Consider the following 18,104-nt stretch of genomic DNA (forward strand, 5'->3'; position numbering starts at 1 on the left):
CATTGCTTCGTTCGAACGAGTTGCGGTTTCTCGCCCAGCCACACGAGTGGCCCGCCCGGCGCCGATCGGGTGAACCCACTGCCTCGACGGCCAACCCGATCCGGAGGCCAACCACCTCTGCTCCGGGATTCTTCCGCGGAAGAATCGGCGCCACGTGCCGCACACGCCGAACCGGCTGATGCGCCTGAGGGGTGGGCGGCAGTGCGCCGTTTGAACCTCCGTCGATTCTTCCGCGGAAGAATCGATGACCGCGGGCCGATGGCGGGCCCCCCGCGATACCCGGCTGCCTGCTCGCGCCGGAGTGTGCAAGCTGGAGGTGGCTCGGTTAGCCGCCCGTCTTCACACTTGCTCTGACCTGATCGGCCGGAGACGGAAGTGCGAGAGGAAACGACGCGACGAGCATGCGGAGGGCCAGGCGACTCTTCCGCGGAAGAATCGCCCGTCAACGGCTGCGGACGGTGCCGTGACTTCAGGAGCGCGCGGCGACAAGCATGGGAGCCAGAGAATTCTTCCGCGGAAGAATCGTCGGGCCGGGCTGAGTGCTGGAGTATCCGGCACCACGCCCGACCCGACGAAACGGCGTCCGCGTCGAAGCTAGCTCCGGCTGGTGCGGCCTCCCCGGCCACCCGCCTCGACGTTGCCGGTCACCAGCCGGGACCGCCGACGGCCGTACGCGAAGTAGATGACCAGGCCGATCGCCATCCACACCAGGAACCGCAGCCAGGTCTCCACCGCGAGGTTGAGCATGAGGTAGAAGCACACCAGCGCCGAGACGATCGGCAGCACCGGCACCAGCGGTGTGCGGAAGCCGCGCTTCAGGTCCGGCCGGGACCGACGCAGGACGAGCACCCCGATGCTGACCAGGATGAACGCCGCCAGCGTCCCGACGTTGACGAGTTCGGCCAGCACGTCGATCGAGGTGAACGCCGCGAGCAGCGCCGCCGCGATTCCGACCACGATGGTGACGACGTAGGGCGTACGGAACTTCGGGTGCACCTTGGCGAACACCGGCGGCAGCAGGCCGTCGCGGGCCATCGCGAACGCCACCCGGCTCTGCCCGAGCAGCAGGATCATCACCACGACGATGATGCCGACCGCGGCGCCGATGGAGATGATCCTGGCCAGCGCGGGGTGCCCGGCGTGGGTCATCGCGGTGGCCAGAGGCGCGGCATCGGCGGGGTCGATCGACTTGTAGCTCTGGATTCCGGTCACCACCAGGCTGACGGTGACGTAGAGGACGGTGCAGATCGCCAGCGAGGCGATGATCCCGATCGGCAGGTTGCGCTGCGGCTTACGGGTCTCCTCAGCGGTGGTGGCCACCACGTCGAACCCGATGAACGCGAAGAACACGACCGCGGCGCCACTCATCACTCCGGCCCAGCCGAACGACCCCGGCTGCATGCCGAACAGCACCTGGATCAGCGGCTCGGTGAGAGCGCCACCGCCGCCCTTGGTCGGCTGGCTCGGCGGAACGAACGGCGTGAGGTTGGCGGCCTTGACGAAGAAGATGCCGGCCAGCACGAACAGCAGGGCCACGCCCACCTTGATCGCGACGGCGACCTGGTTGATCCGGCTGGACAGCTTGATGCCGATGACGAGCACCGCGGTCAGGGCCAGCACGAGCAGCCCGGCCGGGAGGTTCATGAACCCGTCCTTGGTGTTGGCCACCGCCGCGGGTATCTGCAGCGGCGTGCCCTGCAGGGCGCTCGCGAGGTACCCCGACCAGCCGCTGGACACCGCCGCGGCGCCGACGAAGAACTCCAGGATGAGGTCCCAGCCGATGATCCACGCGATCAGCTCGCCGAGGGTGGCGTAGGAGAAGGTGTACGCCGAACCCGCCACCGGGACGGTCGAGGCGAACTCCGCGTAGCACAGTGCCGCCAGGCCACAGGCCACCGCGGCGATGACGAACGACAGCGCCACCGCCGGACCGGCGTACGTCGCGGCGGCCGTGCCGGTGAGCACGAACAGACCGCCGCCGATCGTGACACCGACCCCGAAGACGGTGAGGTCGAGCGCGCCGAGGTTCTTCTTCAGCCGATGCTCCGGCGCCTCGGTGTCGGAGATGGCCTTTTCGACCGGCTTGGTGCGCATGAGCGACGTCGACCCGCGCGTGTCCCTGGGATTCATCGGACCAAGGTAGAGGACCGGCCACCAGTCGGCCAGCGGGGTGCGTGTCCGGGCTTTCGCGCAGGTCAGCGAATGGTTGCGGGGGTTACCCGCGTGACACCGCGCCGTGATCGTCGGTCACCAGAGCGGCGTCGTCGGCCTGGGCCATCCGCTCGACGATGTCGCGGGCGAGGTCCTGGGCGCCGAGTCCCATCTCGGCCAGCAGCTGGGGCCGCTTGTCGTGGTCGAGGAACCGCTGGGCGATGCCCGCGACGTGCAGCGGTGTGCCGACCCGGGCGTCGGACAGGGCGAGCCCGAGAGCCGCGCCGCACCCGCCGACCCGGCCGCTGTCCTCCAGCGACACCACCAGCCGGTGCGTGCGGGCGAGATCGACCAGGACGGGGTTGACCGGCTTCACCCAGCGGGGGTCGACGACGGTGACGCCGATGCCCTGGCCGGTGAGCCGGGCGGCCACCTCGACTCCGGTGGCGGCCATCGAGCCGACACAGACGAGCAGGACGTCGGTGTCGCCCTCGCGGACCAGGACGTCGACGCCGTCCCGGCGTTCGAGAGCGGGCAGGTCGTCCGCGAGCGCGCCCTTGGGGAACCGCAGCACCGTCGGGCCGTCGTCGACCGCGACCGCCTCGCGGAGCAGCTCGCGCAGCCGGGCGCCGTCGCGCGGAGCGGCGAGCCGCAGTCCGGGCACGACCTGCAGGATCGACATGTCCCACATGCCGTTGTGGCTCGGCCCGTCCTCGCCGGTCACCCCGGCCCGGTCGAGCACGAACGTCGCGCCGCACCCGTGCAGCGCGACGTCCATCAGCATCTGGTCGAACGCGCGGTTGAGGAAGGTGGAGTAGATCGCCACCACCGGGTGCATGCCGCCCATCGCCAGGCCGGCCGCGGACGTCACGGCGTGCTGCTCGGCGATGCCCACGTCGAAGGAACGCTCGGGGAACGCCCGGGCAAACGCGTCCAGGCCGGTCGGGTGCCGCATGGCGGCGGTGATGGCCACGATGTCGGGGCGCTCCCGGCCCAGCTCGACCAGCTCGTCGCGGAAGACGTTGGTCCACTTCGCGCCCGGCGCGGCCACCGGGGTGCCGGTCAGCGGGTCGAACGCGCCGGAGGGGCTGTGGAAGCAGTCGGCCTCGTCCTGCTCGGCGATCTCGTAGCCGTGGCCCTTGCTGGTGACGCAGTGCACGATGACCGGGCCGCCGAAGTTCTTCGCCTGCTCCAGGGCGTGCTCGACCAGCTCGCGGTCGTGCCCGTCGACGGGGCCGACGTACTTCATCCCGAGGTCCTCGAACAGGCCCTGCGGCGCCATCACGTCCTTGAGACCGCGCTTGATGCCGTGGAGCACGTCGTAGAGCGGCGGCCCGACCAGCGGGGTCCGGCTCAGGGAGCGCTTGACGAGGTCCAGCACGCGTTCGTAGCGGGGGTCGGTGCGCAGGGCGGTGAGGTGGTCGGCGATCCCGCCGACGGTCGGGGTGTAGGAACGGCCGTTGTCGTTGACCACGATGACCAGCGGCCGGTCCTTGGCGCCGGCGATGTTGTTCAGCGCCTCCCAGGCCATCCCGCCGGTCAGCGCGCCGTCGCCGATCACCGCGACGACGTGCCGGTCCTCACCGCGCAGCTGGTAGGCCTTCGCCAGCCCGTCGGCGTACGAAAGCGACGCCGAGGCGTGGGAGTTCTCCACCAGGTCGTGCTCGGACTCCGCCCGGCTGGGGTAGCCCGACAGCCCGCCCTTCTGGCGGAGCAGGTCGAAGCCCTCCTGGCGGCCGGTGAGCATCTTGTGCACGTAGGCCTGGTGGCCGACGTCGAAGATGATCCGGTCCCTGGGGGACTCGAAGACGCGGTGCAGGGCGAGGGTGAGCTCGACGATGCCGAGGTTGGGGCCCAGGTGGCCGCCGGTGCGGGAGACCTTGGCCACCAGGAAGTCGCGGATCTCGCGGGCGAGGGTGGTGAGCTGCTCCTCGGACAGAGCGTTGAGGTCGGCTGGTTCCCGTACCTTCTCGAGCACACCCATCCCAGCTACCTCCCACGCGTTGTCGACCGTCTCCGGCTGGGGTCGAGTCTAGAGGGCCGCACGGCCGCCGGGTGGGACCTGGACTGGTGAGTAACGTACGCCACGTCCGGTCCGGCACCCACGGTGACGCCTGCACCACGGTGGGGCACACCGGAACGCGACCCACGGCGGACGCGCAGCGAGGGCCTGCCGTGCGGGCCGCCGAGCGGTGCGAGCAGCTCCGCCGATCCGGGCGACTGGGCGGGACGGACCCTGGGCGGGACGGAACCTAGGCGGGGCCGCTGACCGGGCTGCGACCAGCCGGGCCGAGGTCCGGCGCGGGGCCGGAGACCGCGGGATGGTGCCCGTTGGCCAGGCCGGCCTCGGTACGGAAGCCGGGGTCGCCCGAGCCGTCTCGTACGGCCTCGCCCGCCGAGTCCCTGGCCGAGTCCCTGCCCGCCGGGTCCCTGCCCGGATCGTTCACGCCCGCATCGTCCCCGCTCGGAACCTCTCGGCCCGGGTCGTCGGCGGGGACGTCCGCGCCCTCGGCCTGGTCGTGCCGGCGCTGGAACTGCTCGACCGCGAGGACCAAAGCGCCGAGCACCTCCGCCCGCTCCCCCGTCAGCGCGGCCACCACGGGCGTCGACGCCACCGTGACCACGGCATACCGGGGCATCGCGGACCGCAGGGGTTCCAGCAGCAGGTCGCCCGCCGCCGCCAGGTCACCGCCCACCACCACCCGCTCGGGGTTGACGACGTTGCACAGGTTGGCGGCCACGAACCCGATGTGCCGGCCCGCGTCGGCGACCACCCGCCGGCAGCCGCCGTCGCCGGCCAGCGCGCAGGTGACGAGCTGTTCCACCGTGCGCACGTCGGGATGGCTGTGCCGGATGAGTTCCAGGAGGTACGGCGCGCCCACCATCGTCTCCAGGCAGCCGCGGTTGCCGCACGAGCACACCGGCCCCATCTCGTCGATGGTCAGGTGGCCGATCTCGCCCGCGGAGCCGGCGAACCCGCGGTAGACGTTCCCGGCCACCACCAGTCCCGCGCCCAGGCCGGTGGCCGCCTTGATGTAGGCGAGGTCGGACACGCCGCGCCCGGCGCCGAAGTACAACTCGCCGCGGGCGCCCAGGTTGGCGTCGTTGTCGGCGTAGACCGGCGCGCCCAGCCGCTTCGCGAGGTGCCGGGCGGGGTCGATGGTCGCCCAGCTCGGCAGGATCGGCCAGGCCGCCAGCGTGCCGCCGTCGGGACCCATCGGCGCCGGCAGGCCGAGCCCGACCGCCCGGACGCCGCACCTGGTGGTGCCGATCTCGTCCAGCAGCTCGCCGACGAGCCTCTCCGCGACCGCGAGCGCCGACAGCGCCGACGCTCCGACGTCGCACTCCACCCGGCGTTCGGCGCGTACGACGAACCGCAGGTCGGACACCGCGACCCGGATGTGGCGGTGGCCGAAGTCCAGCCCGACGACCAGGCCGCCGTCGGACCGGACGCGTACCTCCTGCGCCCGCCGGCCGCCCCGGATCCCCGGGGACAGCTCGACGGCGTCCGCGTCGGCCAGCTGGTGCACGATGTTGGAGACCGAGGCCGGCGACAGACCGGTGATCCGCGCGATCTCGGCCTGACTCAGTACGCCGTGTGCCCGGACCGCTGCCAGCACCCGACGTACGTTTGCCGCCCGAAGCGACGCCTGCGAACCAGGCCGGTGCGTCACGGGCCACAGACAACTATTCCGTCACATGATCGTCAAGGGTTTACCAGCCGGAGCACGTTGCCGTAATCGGCACGTCATGTCGCCCGGTGTGCGCGGCGGTTCTGCGGTCCGGAGGTGGACAGGCCGTAATCTGTCCACCATGCCTACCTCCCCGCCGGGCTCAGCGCCGGACTCCGCGCCGCGCTCCGCGGCCGCCGACGCCGGTTGCGTGTTCTGCGGCGTCGTCGCCGACGGGTCGGCCGACCTGGTGCTGGACGAGCCGGACGTGGTGGCGTTCCTCGACGTACGCCCGGTGTTCAAGGGGCACACGCTGGTGGTCCCCCGCGGCCACGTGGACACCCTGCTCGACCTTCCCGGGGAGCTGCGCGACCCCTATCTCGCGGCGGTCCAGCGGGTGGCCCGGGCGATGGAGACCGGCCTCGGCGCGAAGGGGTCGTTCGTCGCGATCAACAACCGGATCAGCCAGAGCGTCCCGCACCTGCACACCCACGTGGTGCCGCGCACCAAGGGTGACGGTTTGCGGGGGTTCTTCTGGCCACGGCACAAGTACGCCGGCGAGGACGAGGCCCGGGAGTACGCCGCGAAGGTCCGCGCGGCCCTGTGACCAGGAAGGCCTTCTATGCTGCCCGGCGTGCGTTCCGACCCGCCTGAGTGCCCGGCCGCCGGTGCGGGCCTGTGAGACAGCCCCGGATGGCAACTCGCAAGGACGCCAGGGCAGCGGTCCTGGCGACCTGGATCGCGCGCTTCCTGACCGCGGTGGCGGTCTTCTGTGTGGTCACCGCGCTGTTCCCGGGGCTGCGGCGGGTGCTGGAACCCGTGCGCGACCTGATCGAGCTGACCACCATCGGCGCCCAGCCGAACCTCGCCTACGCGGCGTACCTCGGGATCCTGGCCGCCGCGGTCCGGCGCCGCAAGCGGATCGCCTGGTGGTTCCTCGTCGTGCTGCTGATCGTGCCGAACATGGTGTACGACGTCTTCGAGGTCGTGATCCTCCGCCACGGCCTGCTGAGCCTGGTGGTGCTGACCGGGGTGCTGGTGGTGCTGGTCCTGGCCCGGCCGGCGTTCGACGCCGAGGTCGCGCCGCGGGCCGGCTGGCGGGCACTGGCCACGGTGGCGGTCGCCGTCGTGGTGGGGTTCGTGCTCGGGATGGCGGCGCTGACGCTCTTCCCCGGGCAGATCGCGTCCGTGGGCGACCGGGCCGCGACCGCGCTGGTGTTCCTCACCGGCGGCACCAACGCCACCACGAACCGGTTCGACATCTTCCGCGAGCTGTCCTCTCCTCCGCCCCCGCACGGCGTGACGGTCTTCCTCGGCCTGCTCGGCGCGGCGGTCCAGCTCGCCGGCGCCTGGGTGCTGTTCCGCCCGCGCCGCAAGACGCTGTACCAGACACCGGCCGACGACCGGCAGCTCCGCGGACTGCTGACGACGTACGCCGAGGACTCCCTGGGCTACTTCGCCACCCGCCAGGACAAGTCGGCGATCTTCGCTCCGTCCGGTGCGGCGGCGGTCACCTACCGCGTGGTGGCCGGGGTCAGCCTGGCGTCCGGGGACCCGGTGGGCGATCCGCGGCAGTGGCCGGCCGCGATCCGCGCCTGGCTCGCCGAGGCCCGCCGCTACGCCTGGGCGCCGGCGGTGATGGGGACGACCGAGGCGGGCGCGCACGCCTACGCCGACGCGGGCCTGCACGTGCTCGAGGTCGGCGACGAGGCGGTCCTGCGCGTCGCCGACTACGACCTGGCCGGACGGCGGATGCGGGGCGTACGCCAGGCGGTGCAGCGGCTGGAGCGGCTCGGATACACCTGCCGGATCCGGCGGCACGCCGACGTGCCCGCGGACGAGCTCGCCGAGATCGGCTCCGACGCCGACCGGTGGCGGGGTACGCAGGGTGAACGCGGCTTCTCGATGGCGCTCGGCCGGGTCGGCGACCCGCGTGACGGCCGGTGCGTCCTGGTCGAGTGCCTGGACCGGCACGGCTACCGGCGCGCCCTGTTGTCGTTCGCGCCGTGGGGTCGCCGCGGTCTGTCCCTGGACCTGATGCGCCGCTCCCCTGTGGCGCCCAACGGCGTGGTCGAGCTGATGGTGTCCCGGCTGGTCGAGGCGGCGCGGGCGCTGGGCGTGGACCGGATCTCGCTCAACTTCGCGATCTTCCGCTCCGGCCTGGTGGAGGGTGCCGAGATCGGCGCCGGACCGGTGGCCCGGGTGTGGCGGCGAACACTGCTGCTCGCCTCGCGCTGGTGGCAGATCGAGGCGCTGTACCGCGCGAACGCGAAGTTCGAGCCGGAGTGGGTGACGAGGTTCCTGTGCTACCCGAGGTCGCGGGACCTGCCCCGGATCGCGGTGGCGACGGGGGTCGCGGAGGGCCTGCTGCCGGTACCCGTCCTGCCCGGCCGCGGGCTGCGCCCCGCCGGTGCGCACGGGCTGGCGACGGAGCTGCCGGACCGGGCCGCCACCGAGGCAGCCGAGGCAGCCGGTGTCGCCGGTGTCGCCGGAACTCTCCAGCCACCGGCGACCGAGGGACCCGAAGGCGCAGTCGCCTTCCCCGGCGAGGAGCCGGCCGCCGACCTCGACGCGCTCGAGGGCCGCCGCGAACGCGCCCTGCCCGAACAGGAACGCGTCCGCCGGGACAAGCTGCGCCGGCTGCGCGCCGAAGGCGTCGACCCCTATCCCGTCGGCTATCCCCGCACCGCCACCGCCGCCGACGTGGCCGCGGAGTTCGCCGGCCTCGCGCCCGACACCTGGACGACCCGGCAGGTGGGCGTCACCGGCCGGGTCGTCGGCCTGCGTACGTTCGGCAACCTGGCCTTCGCCACCGTCCGCGACGGCACCGGCGACCTGCAGGTCATGCTCGACCCGCGGCAGCTGACCGACCGGGCCGCGCTCACCCGCTGGAAGCACGACGTCGACCTCGGCGACCACGTGGGCGTCACCGGCCACGTCGGTACGACCAGATCGGGCGAGCTCACCGTACGCGCGAGCGACTGGGCGCTGACGTCGAAGTGCCTGCGCCCCCTGCCGGACAAGTGGCACGGCCGCACCGACCCGGAGGCGCGAGTACGCGAGCGCGCCGTCGACCTGGCCGTCCGGCCCGACAGCCGGGTGCTGTTCGCGCAGCGCCGGGCCGTGGTCGCGGCGGTCCGGGACACCCTGCGGGCCGGCGGGTACGAGGAGGTGGAGACGCCGATGCTGCAGCCGGTGCACGGCGGCGCGAACGCCCGGCCGTTCAGCACCCACATCAACGCCTACGACCTGCCGCTCTACCTGCGGATCGCGCCGGAGCTGTACCTCAAGCGGCTGCTCGTCGGCGGGCTGGAGCAGGTCTTCGAGCTGAACCGCAACTTCCGCAACGAGGGCGCCGACGCGACGCACAACCCGGAGTTCACGATGCTGGAGGCCTACCAGGCGTACGGCGACTACCACTCCATGCGCCTGCTGGCCCGCGACCTCGTGCGCGCCGCCTGCCGCGCGGTGCACGGTGGCACGGTGCTCACCCGGACGAACCCCGACGCCGACGGCACCACCGAAGTCGACCTCGCCGCGGAGTGGCCGGTGGTGAGCGTGCACGCGGCGGTGAGTGCAGCGCTCGGTGAGGAGGTGGGCCCCGGCACCGACGCCGAGACGTTGCGCGGGTATGCCGCACGCGCGAACGTGCACGTCGACGCGGCGGCCGGCGCCGGCGCTGCGGTTCTCGCGGTGTACGACGCGCTGGTGGAGCCGAACACCGTCTGCCCGACCTTCTACACCGACTTCCCCACCGAGGTCTCACCGCTCACCCGGTCGCACCGCGACGACCCGCGCCTCGCCGAACGCTGGGACCTCGTGGTGTTCGGGGTCGAGCTCGGCACGGCGTACTCCGAACTCGCCGATCCGGTCGAGCAGCGCCGCCGGCTCACCGCCCAGTCCCTGCTCGCCGCAGGCGGCGACCCCGAGGCGATGCAGCTCGACGAGGACTTCCTGCGCACGCTCGAGTACGGCATGCCACCGGCCGGCGGCCTCGGCCTCGGGATCGACCGGCTGGTGATGACCCTGACCGGCCGGTCGATCCGGGAGACCCTGCTGTTCCCGCTGGTACGCCCGCGCGGCGACGGCCCGCGCGACCGACCCGGATTGGGGTAGGTTGCACCCCGAAGTTCGCGGGGGCAGTCACACGGGGATCGGCACGACGCTGGAGGTCCGGCCATGACAATCGTTCGTCCTCGGGCGGCGGTACTCGCCACCATCGGAGCCATCGCGATAGCGAGCGGGGCCTATTTCGACTGGCTCGGAAACCGCTCACCACAGCAGGTTCGCCTGCAGGACCTGCTGACCCGGCCCGAGGTCAAGGACCTGACCGGGCAGACACTGAACTACTGGACCTCGATGGCCGCCCCGCTCGCGGTCGCCGGTGCGATCGGCATCCTGGGCGCGCTGCTGCTGGTGCGGGTGCTGCTGTGGTTGTCGTTCCTGCTCGGCGCTGCCACCGCCGGGCTGTGGGTGGCCCGGATCGGCTTCGCCGACGGGGCGGCACAGTTCCGGGTCGCCGACGTCCAGCCCGGCGCGTGGATCGCCGTCGGCGGGTTGCTCCTGGTGCTGATCGGCGCCGCCGCGCTGCGCCGGCGGGCCGCCACCGACGCCGAGGCCGGGGAGTACCCCACCACCCAGGCCTACGAGGCCGCCTGAGCGTTCCGAGCATCGCTCGAACGCCGTACCACGACGTCGCCCCCGTCCCCACGTGCATCGTGGGGACGGGGGCGACGTCGCGTGGTGCGCCGGGTGTGAACCTCAGCGGGCGAGCAGGGACCGCAGGACGTACTGCATGATCCCGCCGTGCCGGAAGTAGTCGGCCTCGCCCGGGGTGTCGATGCGGACCACGGCGCGGAACTCCCTGCCGTCGGCGCGCACGGTCAGCTCCCGAGGGGTCTCCCCCTCGTTGAGCGCCTCGATGCCCACCACGTCGAAGGTCTCCTCGCCGGTGAGGCCGAGCGACTCCGCGGACTCACCGTCGGCGTACTGCAGCGGCAGCACACCCATGCCGATGAGGTTGGACCGGTGGATCCGCTCGTACGACTCCGCCAACACCGCCTTGACACCCAGCAGCGCGGTGCCCTTGGCCGCCCAGTCGCGGGAGGATCCCGAGCCGTACTCCTTGCCGGCCAGGATGACCAGCGGCGTGCCGGCTTCCTGGTAGTGCGTGGAGGCGTCGTAGATCGTGGCGACCTCGCCGCCCGCGGTGAAGTCGCGGGTGAAGCCGCCCTCGGTGCCCGGCGCCAGCTGGTTGCGCAACCGGATGTTGGCGAAGGTGCCGCGGATCATCACCTCGTGGTTGCCGCGCCGCGACCCGTAGGAGTTGAAGTCGCGGAACTGCACGCCGTTGTCCAGCAGGTACGCGCCGGCCGGGCTGTCCTTCTTGATCGAACCGGCCGGGGAGATGTGGTCGGTGGTCACCGAGTCGCCCAGTTTGGCCAGCACCCGGGCGCCGGTGATGTCGCTCACCGGCGAGGGCTCTGCGGCCATGCCCTCGAAGTACGGCGGCTTGCGCACGTAGGTGGACTGCCCGTCCCACGCGAACACCTCGCCCTCGGGCGTGGGCAGGCCCTGCCACTGCTCGTCACCGGCGAACACGTCGGCGTAGTCGCGGGTGAACATCTCGCTGGCGATGGCCCCGGCGACGACCTCCTCGACCTCGTGCCCCGACGGCCAGATGTCGGCGAGGAACACGTCGTTGCCGTCGTTGTCCTGGCCGAGCGGCTCCGTGCTCAGGTCGACGTCCATGCTGCCGGCGAGGGCGTACGCCACCACCAGCGGCGGGGACGCGAGGTAGTTCATCTTCACGTCCGGGTTGATTCGGCCCTCGAAGTTGCGGTTGCCGGACAGGACCGACACCGCGGCGAGGTCGGCGTCGTTGACCGCCCTGCTCACCTCGGGGATGAGCGGGCCGGAGTTGCCGATGCAGGTGGTGCAGCCGTAGCCGACCAGGTTGAAGCCGAGCTTCTCGAGGTACGGCGTGAGGCCGGCCCGCTCGTAGTAGTCCATGACGACCTTCGAACCGGGCGCCAGGGTGGTCTTGACCCAGGGCTTGCTGTTCAGGCCGCGTTCGACCGCCTTCTTGGCCAGCAACGCCGCGCCGACCATCACCGACGGGTTGGAGGTGTTGGTGCAGGAGGTGATCGCGGCGATCACCACGGCACCGTGGTCGACCTCGCACTCGGTGCCGTCGGGCAGGGTGACCCGGGTCGGCGCGCTCGGGCGGCCGTCGGCGCCGCGGGCGGCCGAGGCGTAGCCCGCCGGCTGGTCGGCGTGGTTGTCACCGCTGAAGGAGGGCGCGTCGCTGGCCGGGAAGGACTCCGCGGCCGCCTCGTCGTAGCCCTTCTCGTCCCCGTTCGTCTTCACCTCGGCGGTGACGTAGTCGGTGAGCACGCCGCGGAACACCTGCTTGGCGTCGGTGAGGCTCACCCGGTCCTGCGGCCGCTTCGGGCCGGCGATGGACGGAACGACCGTGGACAGGTCGAGCTCGAGGTACTCCGAGTAGGCGGCCTCGCGCTCGGGGTCGTGCCACAGGCCCTGCTCCCTGGCGTAGGACTCGACCAGCGCGACCTGCTCGTCCGGACGGCCTGTCAACCGCAGGTAGCGCACGGTCTCCTCGTCGATCGGGAACACCGCGATCGTGGAGCCGTACTCCGGGGACATGTTGCCGATGGTGGCGCGGTTGGCCAGTGGGACCGCTCCCACACCGGGGCCGTAGAACTCCACGAACTTCCCGACCACGCCGTGCTTGCGCAGCATCTCGGTGATGGTGAGCACCAGGTCGGTGGCGGTGGCGCCCTCGGGCAGCTCGCCGTTCAGCTTGAAGCCGACCACCCGCGGGATGAGCATCGACACGGGCTGGCCGAGCATCGCCGCCTCGGCCTCGATCCCGCCCACGCCCCAGCCGACGACGCCGAGCCCGTTGACCATCGTGGTGTGGGAGTCGGTGCCGACGCAGGTGTCGGGGTAGGCCTGCCGGGCGCCGTCGACCTCGCGGCCGAACACCACTCGGGCGAGGTGCTCGATGTTGACCTGGTGCACGATGCCGGTGCCCGGCGGGACGACACGGAAGTCGTCGAAGGCGCCCTGGCCCCAGCGCAGGAACTGGTAGCGCTCCCGGTTGCGTTCGTACTCGATCTCGACGTTGCGGGCGAACGCGTCCGGCGTACCGAACACGTCGGCGATGACGGAGTGGTCGATGACGAGTTCGGCCGGCGACAGCGGGTTGATCCGCGCCGGGTCGCCGCCGAGGTCGCGGACCGCCTCACGCATCGTGGCCAGGTCGACCACGGCGGGCACGCCGGTGAAGTCCTGCATGATGACCCGGGCGGGGGTGAACTGGATCTCCTTGCTGGGTTCGCTGTTCGCGTCCCACTGCGCCAGCGCCCGGATGTCGTCGGCGGTAATGTTGGCGCCGTCCTCGGTGCGCAGGAGGTTCTCCAGCAGGATCTTCAGGCTGTACGGCAGCCGCTCGGCGCCGTCGACGGCGGCGAGCCGGTAGATCTCGTACGACGCCTCACCGACCTCGAGCTGTCCCTTGGCTCCGAAGCTGTCGACGCTCGCCATGGCCTCTCCCCTTGTCCGTTGGATCTGTCCGCTGGATCTGTCCCGGCAGGTCCCGGTGGGTCCCGGTGGGCCCGGTCGATCCCGCGTTGTCGCACCCGCCGCCATCCTGCCCACCGACGTACCGAGTGCACCGGCCGGGGTCCGGATGCGGTCCGGGCGTCACGCAATTATCTCGACATCAAGATACACGGATCGGGCGAGCCGGCGCCACCCGTCCCCGCCTCCCCTAGCGGCCGGAGTCGTCCCGCGCGGCCAGCCGGGCCAGCATCGCGTTGTAGTCGGACAGCCGCCCGTCACCGGCGTCGGCGCGCCGGTCCGTCCGCTTCGCCTCCCGCGCGTCGGCCCGCACCCACTGCGCGAACACCACGCCGAGAACGATGATCACCGGAAGCTCCGCGGCGGCCCAGGCGATTCCGCCGCCGACGTTCTGGTCGGCCAGCGGGTCCAGCCAGGGCAGCCGCAGGCCGGCGAACCACTGCGCGCCGAGCACCGTCGTGGTGGTCATCACGATCACGCCGAAGAACGCGTGGAACGGCATGGACGCGAACAGCAACAGCATCCGGCCGACCGGAGGCAGCCGCCGCGGCATCGGATCCAGCCCGATGATCGGCCAGAAGTACAGCGACCCGACCGCCAGGAAGTGGAACGTCATCAGCAGGTGGCCGGTGTGGCTGCTCATCGCCGAGGCGAACAGCCGGGTGAAGTAGAAGGCGTACAGGCTCAGGACGTACAACGCCAGCGCCACCAGGGGATGGGTGAACACCCGGACCACCCGGCTGTGCAAAACGGTGAGGATCCACTCGCGCATGCCCCGCTCCCGGCCGCCGTCCTCGGCCCGGCGGCCGGCCGGGAGCGCGCGCAGCGCCAGCGTCACCGGAGCGCCCATGGCCAGCAGGATCGGCGACAGCATGGTGAGCGTCATGTGCTGCGCCATGTGCACGCTGAACATCGCCGGGGCGTACGTCGCGATGCCCGAGCACAGCACGAAGACGGTCACCGCCACCCCGAGCAGCCAGCTGATCGTTCGCCCGACAGGCCAGCGCAGGTCGCGGGTCCGCAGCCGCCACACCCCGCGCAGGTAGAGGACGACGCCGGTGGCCGCCGCCACCAGCACCAGCGCGTCCGTCCGCCACAGGGTGAGCACGTTCGACCAGGAGAACGGCGGGACCGCCCACCCGATCAGAGCCTGCGCGGTCGACTGGCGCTCCACCTCCTCCGGCACCGGCGTCGGCGTCCGCGACAACGCCACGGCCAGCCCGATCGTGGCGGCCATCACCGCCGCCTCGACCGCCGCGAACCGGCGGAACGCCCCCGGCGCCTTCTTGTCCAGGGCCGGCAGCGTCCGGCGGCGGTGCCACCAGCCGAACCAGCCGAGGGCGACCAGCGCGGCGAGCTTGCCGAGCACCAGCCAGCCGTACGACGAGGTGACCAGCGGCGCGATCCCGCCGAGGCGTACCCACGCGTTGAGCAGCCCGGAGAAGCCCGCGGCGGCGAAGCACCACAGGGCCAGCGAGCTGTACCGGCCGGCCGCGCTGCCCAGTGCGGGAGTGGTCGCCCACCATCCGTACACGGCGAGGCCCACCAGGCCGCCGACCCACAGCGTCACCGCGACGATGTGCACCAGCAGGCTGGAGGTGGCGATGTCGTGGTCGGCGGCGCCGGCCGAGTGACCGGTCAGGGCCGGCGGAAGGGTGGCGGTCACCGCGAGGACGAGCAGCAGGGCGACGCCGTTCAGCGTCCGTACGCCGCGCGCGGTCGCGGCGAGGATGACCGCGAGCAGGAACACGACCGCCAGTGACCGGCCCTGGGTCACCTCGGCGACGAAACCGGCCAGGTTGTCCCGATAGTCCAGCCGGGCGACCGGGATGCCGAGGAAGTCCGAAAGGGTGAACATCAGCGTGAGCGCGGCGGCGACCGCCCAGGCCCACGCGCAGGCCGCCGCCCCGCGCAGCGCCCGGGTGGCGGCGGGCTCGAGCGCCCCGGCCCGGGTGGGCGCCAGCACCCCGAACAACAGCGACCCCACCGCGCCGACGGCGGCGAGGTCCATGGCCAGCTTGGCGATCGGCAGGCCCCAGCCGGTGAGCATTCCCGGGTCGGGCAGGCCCGGGGCGGCGGTCCTCGGCCGTCCCCCGCCCACCACCAGGGCGATCACGAGCACGCCCACCCCGGCGAGCAGCCAGCCGACGGCCACCCAGGGCAGGTTGCCGGCCGGACCCGGGCGGGTGCCGCTCCGGTCCGGCCGGCTACCGGCGTCTCGACGTTCGGTCACGCTCACAGCATCCCCACCTAACCCTCGTCCGGTGACGGCGGGTCGCCGTCGCGCCGCCGCCGGGCGGCCACCAGCACGCCGCCGCCGGCCACCACGAGCACCGCCACCCCGATCGGCCACCACGGCGTGCCGGAGGAGCCCTCCGGACCTGACGCGGCCGGCGTGCCGGACGCTCCGGGGGTGGCCGTGGAGCCTGGCGCCTGCGTCCTGCCGGGCCTGGTGGTGGCCGGCGTGCCATGCCCGCCACCGGCGGCGCGGGTGGTGAACGTCAGCGTCCCGGACACCGGGTGCCCGTCGGCGGACACCACCCGCCAGGCGACCTCGTAGGTGCCGGCCGGCCCGAGGTGGTCCAGCCGCTGGGTCACCTTGTTTCCCATCACCCGCGGGCTGCCGGACTGGTAGGTGGCGCCGCCGGGTCCGCTGACGGCGACGAAGTCGAACTTCCGGGAGATCGGGTCGTCGAACTCCAGCGTGATCCGCCGCGGCGGCCGGTCGAGCACCGCGCCGTCCTTCGGGTCGCTGGACACCAGGGCGGCGTGGGCGTACGCCGGAACCGACGACCAGGCCTGCAGGCCCAGGCACCCGGCGAGTACCAGCGCGGTGGCGAGCACCCGCGCTCCGGCGCCCCGCCGTCTGCCCAGCACTCCGGCGGGCGTGGTTCGGCCGGGTGTCCCGGGCCTGCCGGTCATCGTGCGCCGCCCCGGCCGAGGCGGCGAACCGCGAGCGCCGCGTACGCGGCGGCCTCGGTGCCGTGGTGACCGCCCGAACCGGCGACCAGCGTGAGCGTCGGAGCCGGGTGCTCCGGCTCGGCCGCCCCGGCCGCCTGGGCCTGATCCCAGCGCGCGACCGTCTTGTCGTCGTAAGTCTGGACGACCGGGAAGGACATGGAGCTCTTCGCGGGCAGCGGGCCGACCGACACGTCGAACTCGTCGAACTCCCCCGGCCCGATCGTCGAACCCTCGGCAGCGGTCCAGGTGACCGAGGTGACTGCCCGGTCCAGTCGTACGTCGCCGACGTCGACCGGCCGCGGCAACCTGGACTCGGTGACCTTCGCCGTCCAGCCCGGGTGCGGCTTCACCCGCACCGACGGGAGCGGGGTCGCCGCCGGGAAGTTCACCCGGATCCGGACGGTGGAGGCGGTGCCGGACTCGTTGGGCACCCGGAAGGTGAGCTTGGCGTACTCCCCCTGCCCGGCCTCGCCGGGATTCACGGTCACGTGGGCGGAGGCGGTCCCGGTCGACACCAGCAGCGCACCGGCGGCGGTGCCGGTGACCACGGCGGCCCGCCGTAGTGACGTACGGACCGATCGCGGCGTGCTGGAGCGGGATGGGAGGTGAAGCGGTCTGACCTGCATGAGAACCCTTCGGTGCGAACCCGCGCGCGGATGGGCCACCAGCGGTGGGTACCGGCGCGCGGTGATGACGAGACGGTGGCTCGATGGGATCCGGCCGTCCGCACCATGGGTGTCGCGGTGGGTCAGGCCGGAGCCGGCATCACGGCCGGAGGTCCTCGCCGCCGGTGGGCTCGGCAGACCCGGAGCTCGCGTGCTCCGGGAAGATCGTCGTGGTGGTGCCGCGCCGGGGTGAGGTTGACCCCGGCAGGCGACGGCAGGGTGAGGGCGGGCAGGCGCACCAGCCCGAGCAGGTGGAACACCACCCACACGAGGGTCTCGCCGGCCGCGGCCAGCGCCGCGAGCAGCGCGGCGGCGCCGAGGTGGGCGAGCACCATCACCGGACCGGGGAACACCTCCGCCGGCGCGCCGGCGACCGGACCGGGGGTGATGGCGGAACCCGTCGTGACGTCGAACCCGTGGGCGCACGCGAGGGAGAACGCGGCGTGGAAGATCGCCTGCGCCACCAGCGCGGCCGCGAGGATCTGGCCGAACGCGCGCCGCCGGTCCGCGAGCACCGCGAACGCCGCCCCCACGACGAGCGTGCCGGCCACCAGCGCCGTCACCGGCGGTGCTTCGCCGCCCCCGCCGACGTGGCCGAGGACGGCCAGTGCGGTGCAGCAGACAGCGAGCAACGCGCCGCGGATGATCCGCAGCGGCCCACTGCCGGGGTGGCTCACGACCGGTCCCGTTCGTTCGGAAGTACGTCGGTCCAGAGTCTAGGAGGGAGTGCCCCGGGTGGCGGGCGTGCCCCGGTGGGCCGGACCTCGTTCACTCGGCTCACTCGGCTCGCTCGGCCACGACCCGGCGCCACCCACGACCGCATCCGCCACCAGGACGAGGACGCCGCCGCAGACGCACCGCACGTACGTCACGGTGCCCGCGGAGGTGCGGTGCCGGGACAGCAGCTCGCCCGCTCCCCCGCGATCGGCCAGGTCGTTCGGATCGTTCAGGTCGGCCAGATCGTTCAGGTCGGTCGGGTCGGTCAGCTCGGCCACCGGCCAGCCGCAGGTGGGGCAGCCCTCGTCGTCATGCACCACCCCAGCGTGCTGTC

Annotated in this window: 12 protein-coding genes; 3 read left to right on the forward strand and 9 right to left on the reverse strand. The window is 72.6% G+C overall.

Features of this window, described 5'->3' with window-relative positions:
* Positions 1-594: 594 nt before the first annotated feature.
* The 3 genes from FHR37_RS12000 to FHR37_RS12010 all read right to left on the reverse strand — a co-directional run bounded on the left by FHR37_RS12000 (position 595) and on the right by FHR37_RS12010 (position 5,771).
* The gene (locus FHR37_RS12000) at positions 595-2,130 is read right to left on the reverse strand and encodes an amino acid permease (protein WP_092882674.1); all 1,536 of its coding nucleotides are present in this window, start codon (positions 2,128-2,130) and stop codon (positions 595-597) included.
* Between the two features lie 85 nt (positions 2,131-2,215).
* Positions 2,216-4,135 carry a 1-deoxy-D-xylulose-5-phosphate synthase gene (gene dxs, locus FHR37_RS12005; RefSeq protein WP_092882673.1) on the reverse strand — a complete coding sequence of 640 codons (1,920 nt, stop codon included), beginning with the start codon at positions 4,133-4,135 and terminating at the stop codon, positions 2,216-2,218.
* 268 nt (positions 4,136-4,403) lie between these two features.
* Positions 4,404-5,771 carry an ROK family transcriptional regulator gene (locus tag FHR37_RS12010; RefSeq protein ID WP_237768693.1) on the reverse strand — a complete coding sequence of 456 codons (1,368 nt, stop codon included), beginning with the start codon at positions 5,769-5,771 and terminating at the stop codon, positions 4,404-4,406.
* Positions 5,772-5,964: 193 nt separating this feature from the next.
* On the opposite strand from FHR37_RS12010, the gene FHR37_RS12015 reads away from it, so the two are divergent.
* The 3 genes from FHR37_RS12015 (at position 5,965) to FHR37_RS12025 (ending at position 10,481) form a co-directional block, all read left to right on the forward strand.
* A complete protein-coding gene (locus tag FHR37_RS12015) occupies positions 5,965-6,429 on the forward strand; it encodes an HIT family protein (RefSeq protein WP_092882672.1) in 465 nt (154 codons plus the stop codon).
* An 86-nt stretch (positions 6,430-6,515) separates the two neighbouring features.
* Entirely contained in the window at positions 6,516-9,938 is a 3,423-nt protein-coding gene (gene lysX, locus FHR37_RS12020; protein WP_092882671.1) for a bifunctional lysylphosphatidylglycerol synthetase/lysine--tRNA ligase LysX, read from the forward strand.
* A 63-nt stretch (positions 9,939-10,001) separates the two neighbouring features.
* Positions 10,002-10,481: a hypothetical protein gene (locus FHR37_RS12025; RefSeq protein ID WP_092882670.1), complete on the forward strand. Its 480-nt coding sequence runs from the start codon at positions 10,002-10,004 to the stop codon at positions 10,479-10,481.
* A gap of 102 nt (positions 10,482-10,583) precedes the next feature.
* Here FHR37_RS12025 and FHR37_RS12030 read toward each other — a convergent pair whose 3' ends face one another.
* The 6 genes from FHR37_RS12030 to FHR37_RS12055 form a co-directional block, all read right to left on the reverse strand.
* Positions 10,584-13,391 (reverse strand): aconitate hydratase, encoded by a 2,808-nt coding sequence (locus FHR37_RS12030; RefSeq protein ID WP_092882669.1) that lies wholly within the window; start codon positions 13,389-13,391, stop codon positions 10,584-10,586.
* A 226-nt stretch (positions 13,392-13,617) separates the two neighbouring features.
* A complete protein-coding gene (locus FHR37_RS12035) occupies positions 13,618-15,660 on the reverse strand; it encodes a cytochrome c oxidase assembly protein (RefSeq protein WP_139238885.1) in 2,043 nt (680 codons plus the stop codon).
* 17 nt (positions 15,661-15,677) lie between these two features.
* The gene (locus FHR37_RS12040; protein ID WP_092882667.1) at positions 15,678-16,349 is read right to left on the reverse strand and encodes a copper resistance CopC family protein; all 672 of its coding nucleotides are present in this window, start codon (positions 16,347-16,349) and stop codon (positions 15,678-15,680) included.
* The gene (locus tag FHR37_RS12045) at positions 16,346-16,936 is read right to left on the reverse strand and encodes a YcnI family copper-binding membrane protein (RefSeq protein ID WP_175542437.1); all 591 of its coding nucleotides are present in this window, start codon (positions 16,934-16,936) and stop codon (positions 16,346-16,348) included. The genes FHR37_RS12040 and FHR37_RS12045 overlap by 4 nt, the downstream gene beginning before the upstream one ends.
* 200 nt (positions 16,937-17,136) lie before the next feature.
* Positions 17,137-17,730 carry a hypothetical protein gene (locus tag FHR37_RS12050; RefSeq protein WP_092882665.1) on the reverse strand — a complete coding sequence of 198 codons (594 nt, stop codon included), beginning with the start codon at positions 17,728-17,730 and terminating at the stop codon, positions 17,137-17,139.
* Between the two features lie 39 nt (positions 17,731-17,769).
* Positions 17,770-18,087 (reverse strand): hypothetical protein, encoded by a 318-nt coding sequence (locus FHR37_RS12055; RefSeq protein ID WP_139238884.1) that lies wholly within the window; start codon positions 18,085-18,087, stop codon positions 17,770-17,772.
* Between the last annotated feature and the right edge of the window lie 17 nt (positions 18,088-18,104).

Source organism: Actinopolymorpha cephalotaxi, from assembly GCF_013408535.1.
In the GTDB taxonomy this organism is placed as follows: Bacteria; Actinomycetota; Actinomycetes; order Propionibacteriales; family Actinopolymorphaceae; genus Actinopolymorpha; species Actinopolymorpha cephalotaxi.

Excerpts from the sequence above, each read along its gene's own strand:
- FHR37_RS12025 (WP_092882670.1), top strand. The coding sequence starts at position 10,002 with ATGACAATCGTTCGTCCTCGGGCGGCGGTACTCGCCACCATCGGAGCC.
- FHR37_RS12040 (WP_092882667.1), bottom strand. The coding sequence starts at position 16,349 with ATGACCGGCAGGCCCGGGACACCCGGCCGAACCACGCCCGCCGGAGTG.
- FHR37_RS12015 (WP_092882672.1), top strand. The coding sequence starts at position 5,965 with ATGCCTACCTCCCCGCCGGGCTCAGCGCCGGACTCCGCGCCGCGCTCC.
- FHR37_RS12030 (WP_092882669.1), bottom strand. The coding sequence starts at position 13,391 with ATGGCGAGCGTCGACAGCTTCGGAGCCAAGGGACAGCTCGAGGTCGGT.
- lysX (WP_092882671.1), top strand. The coding sequence starts at position 6,516 with ATGGCAACTCGCAAGGACGCCAGGGCAGCGGTCCTGGCGACCTGGATC.
- FHR37_RS12000 (WP_092882674.1), bottom strand. The coding sequence starts at position 2,130 with ATGAATCCCAGGGACACGCGCGGGTCGACGTCGCTCATGCGCACCAAG.
- dxs (WP_092882673.1), bottom strand. The coding sequence starts at position 4,135 with ATGGGTGTGCTCGAGAAGGTACGGGAACCAGCCGACCTCAACGCTCTG.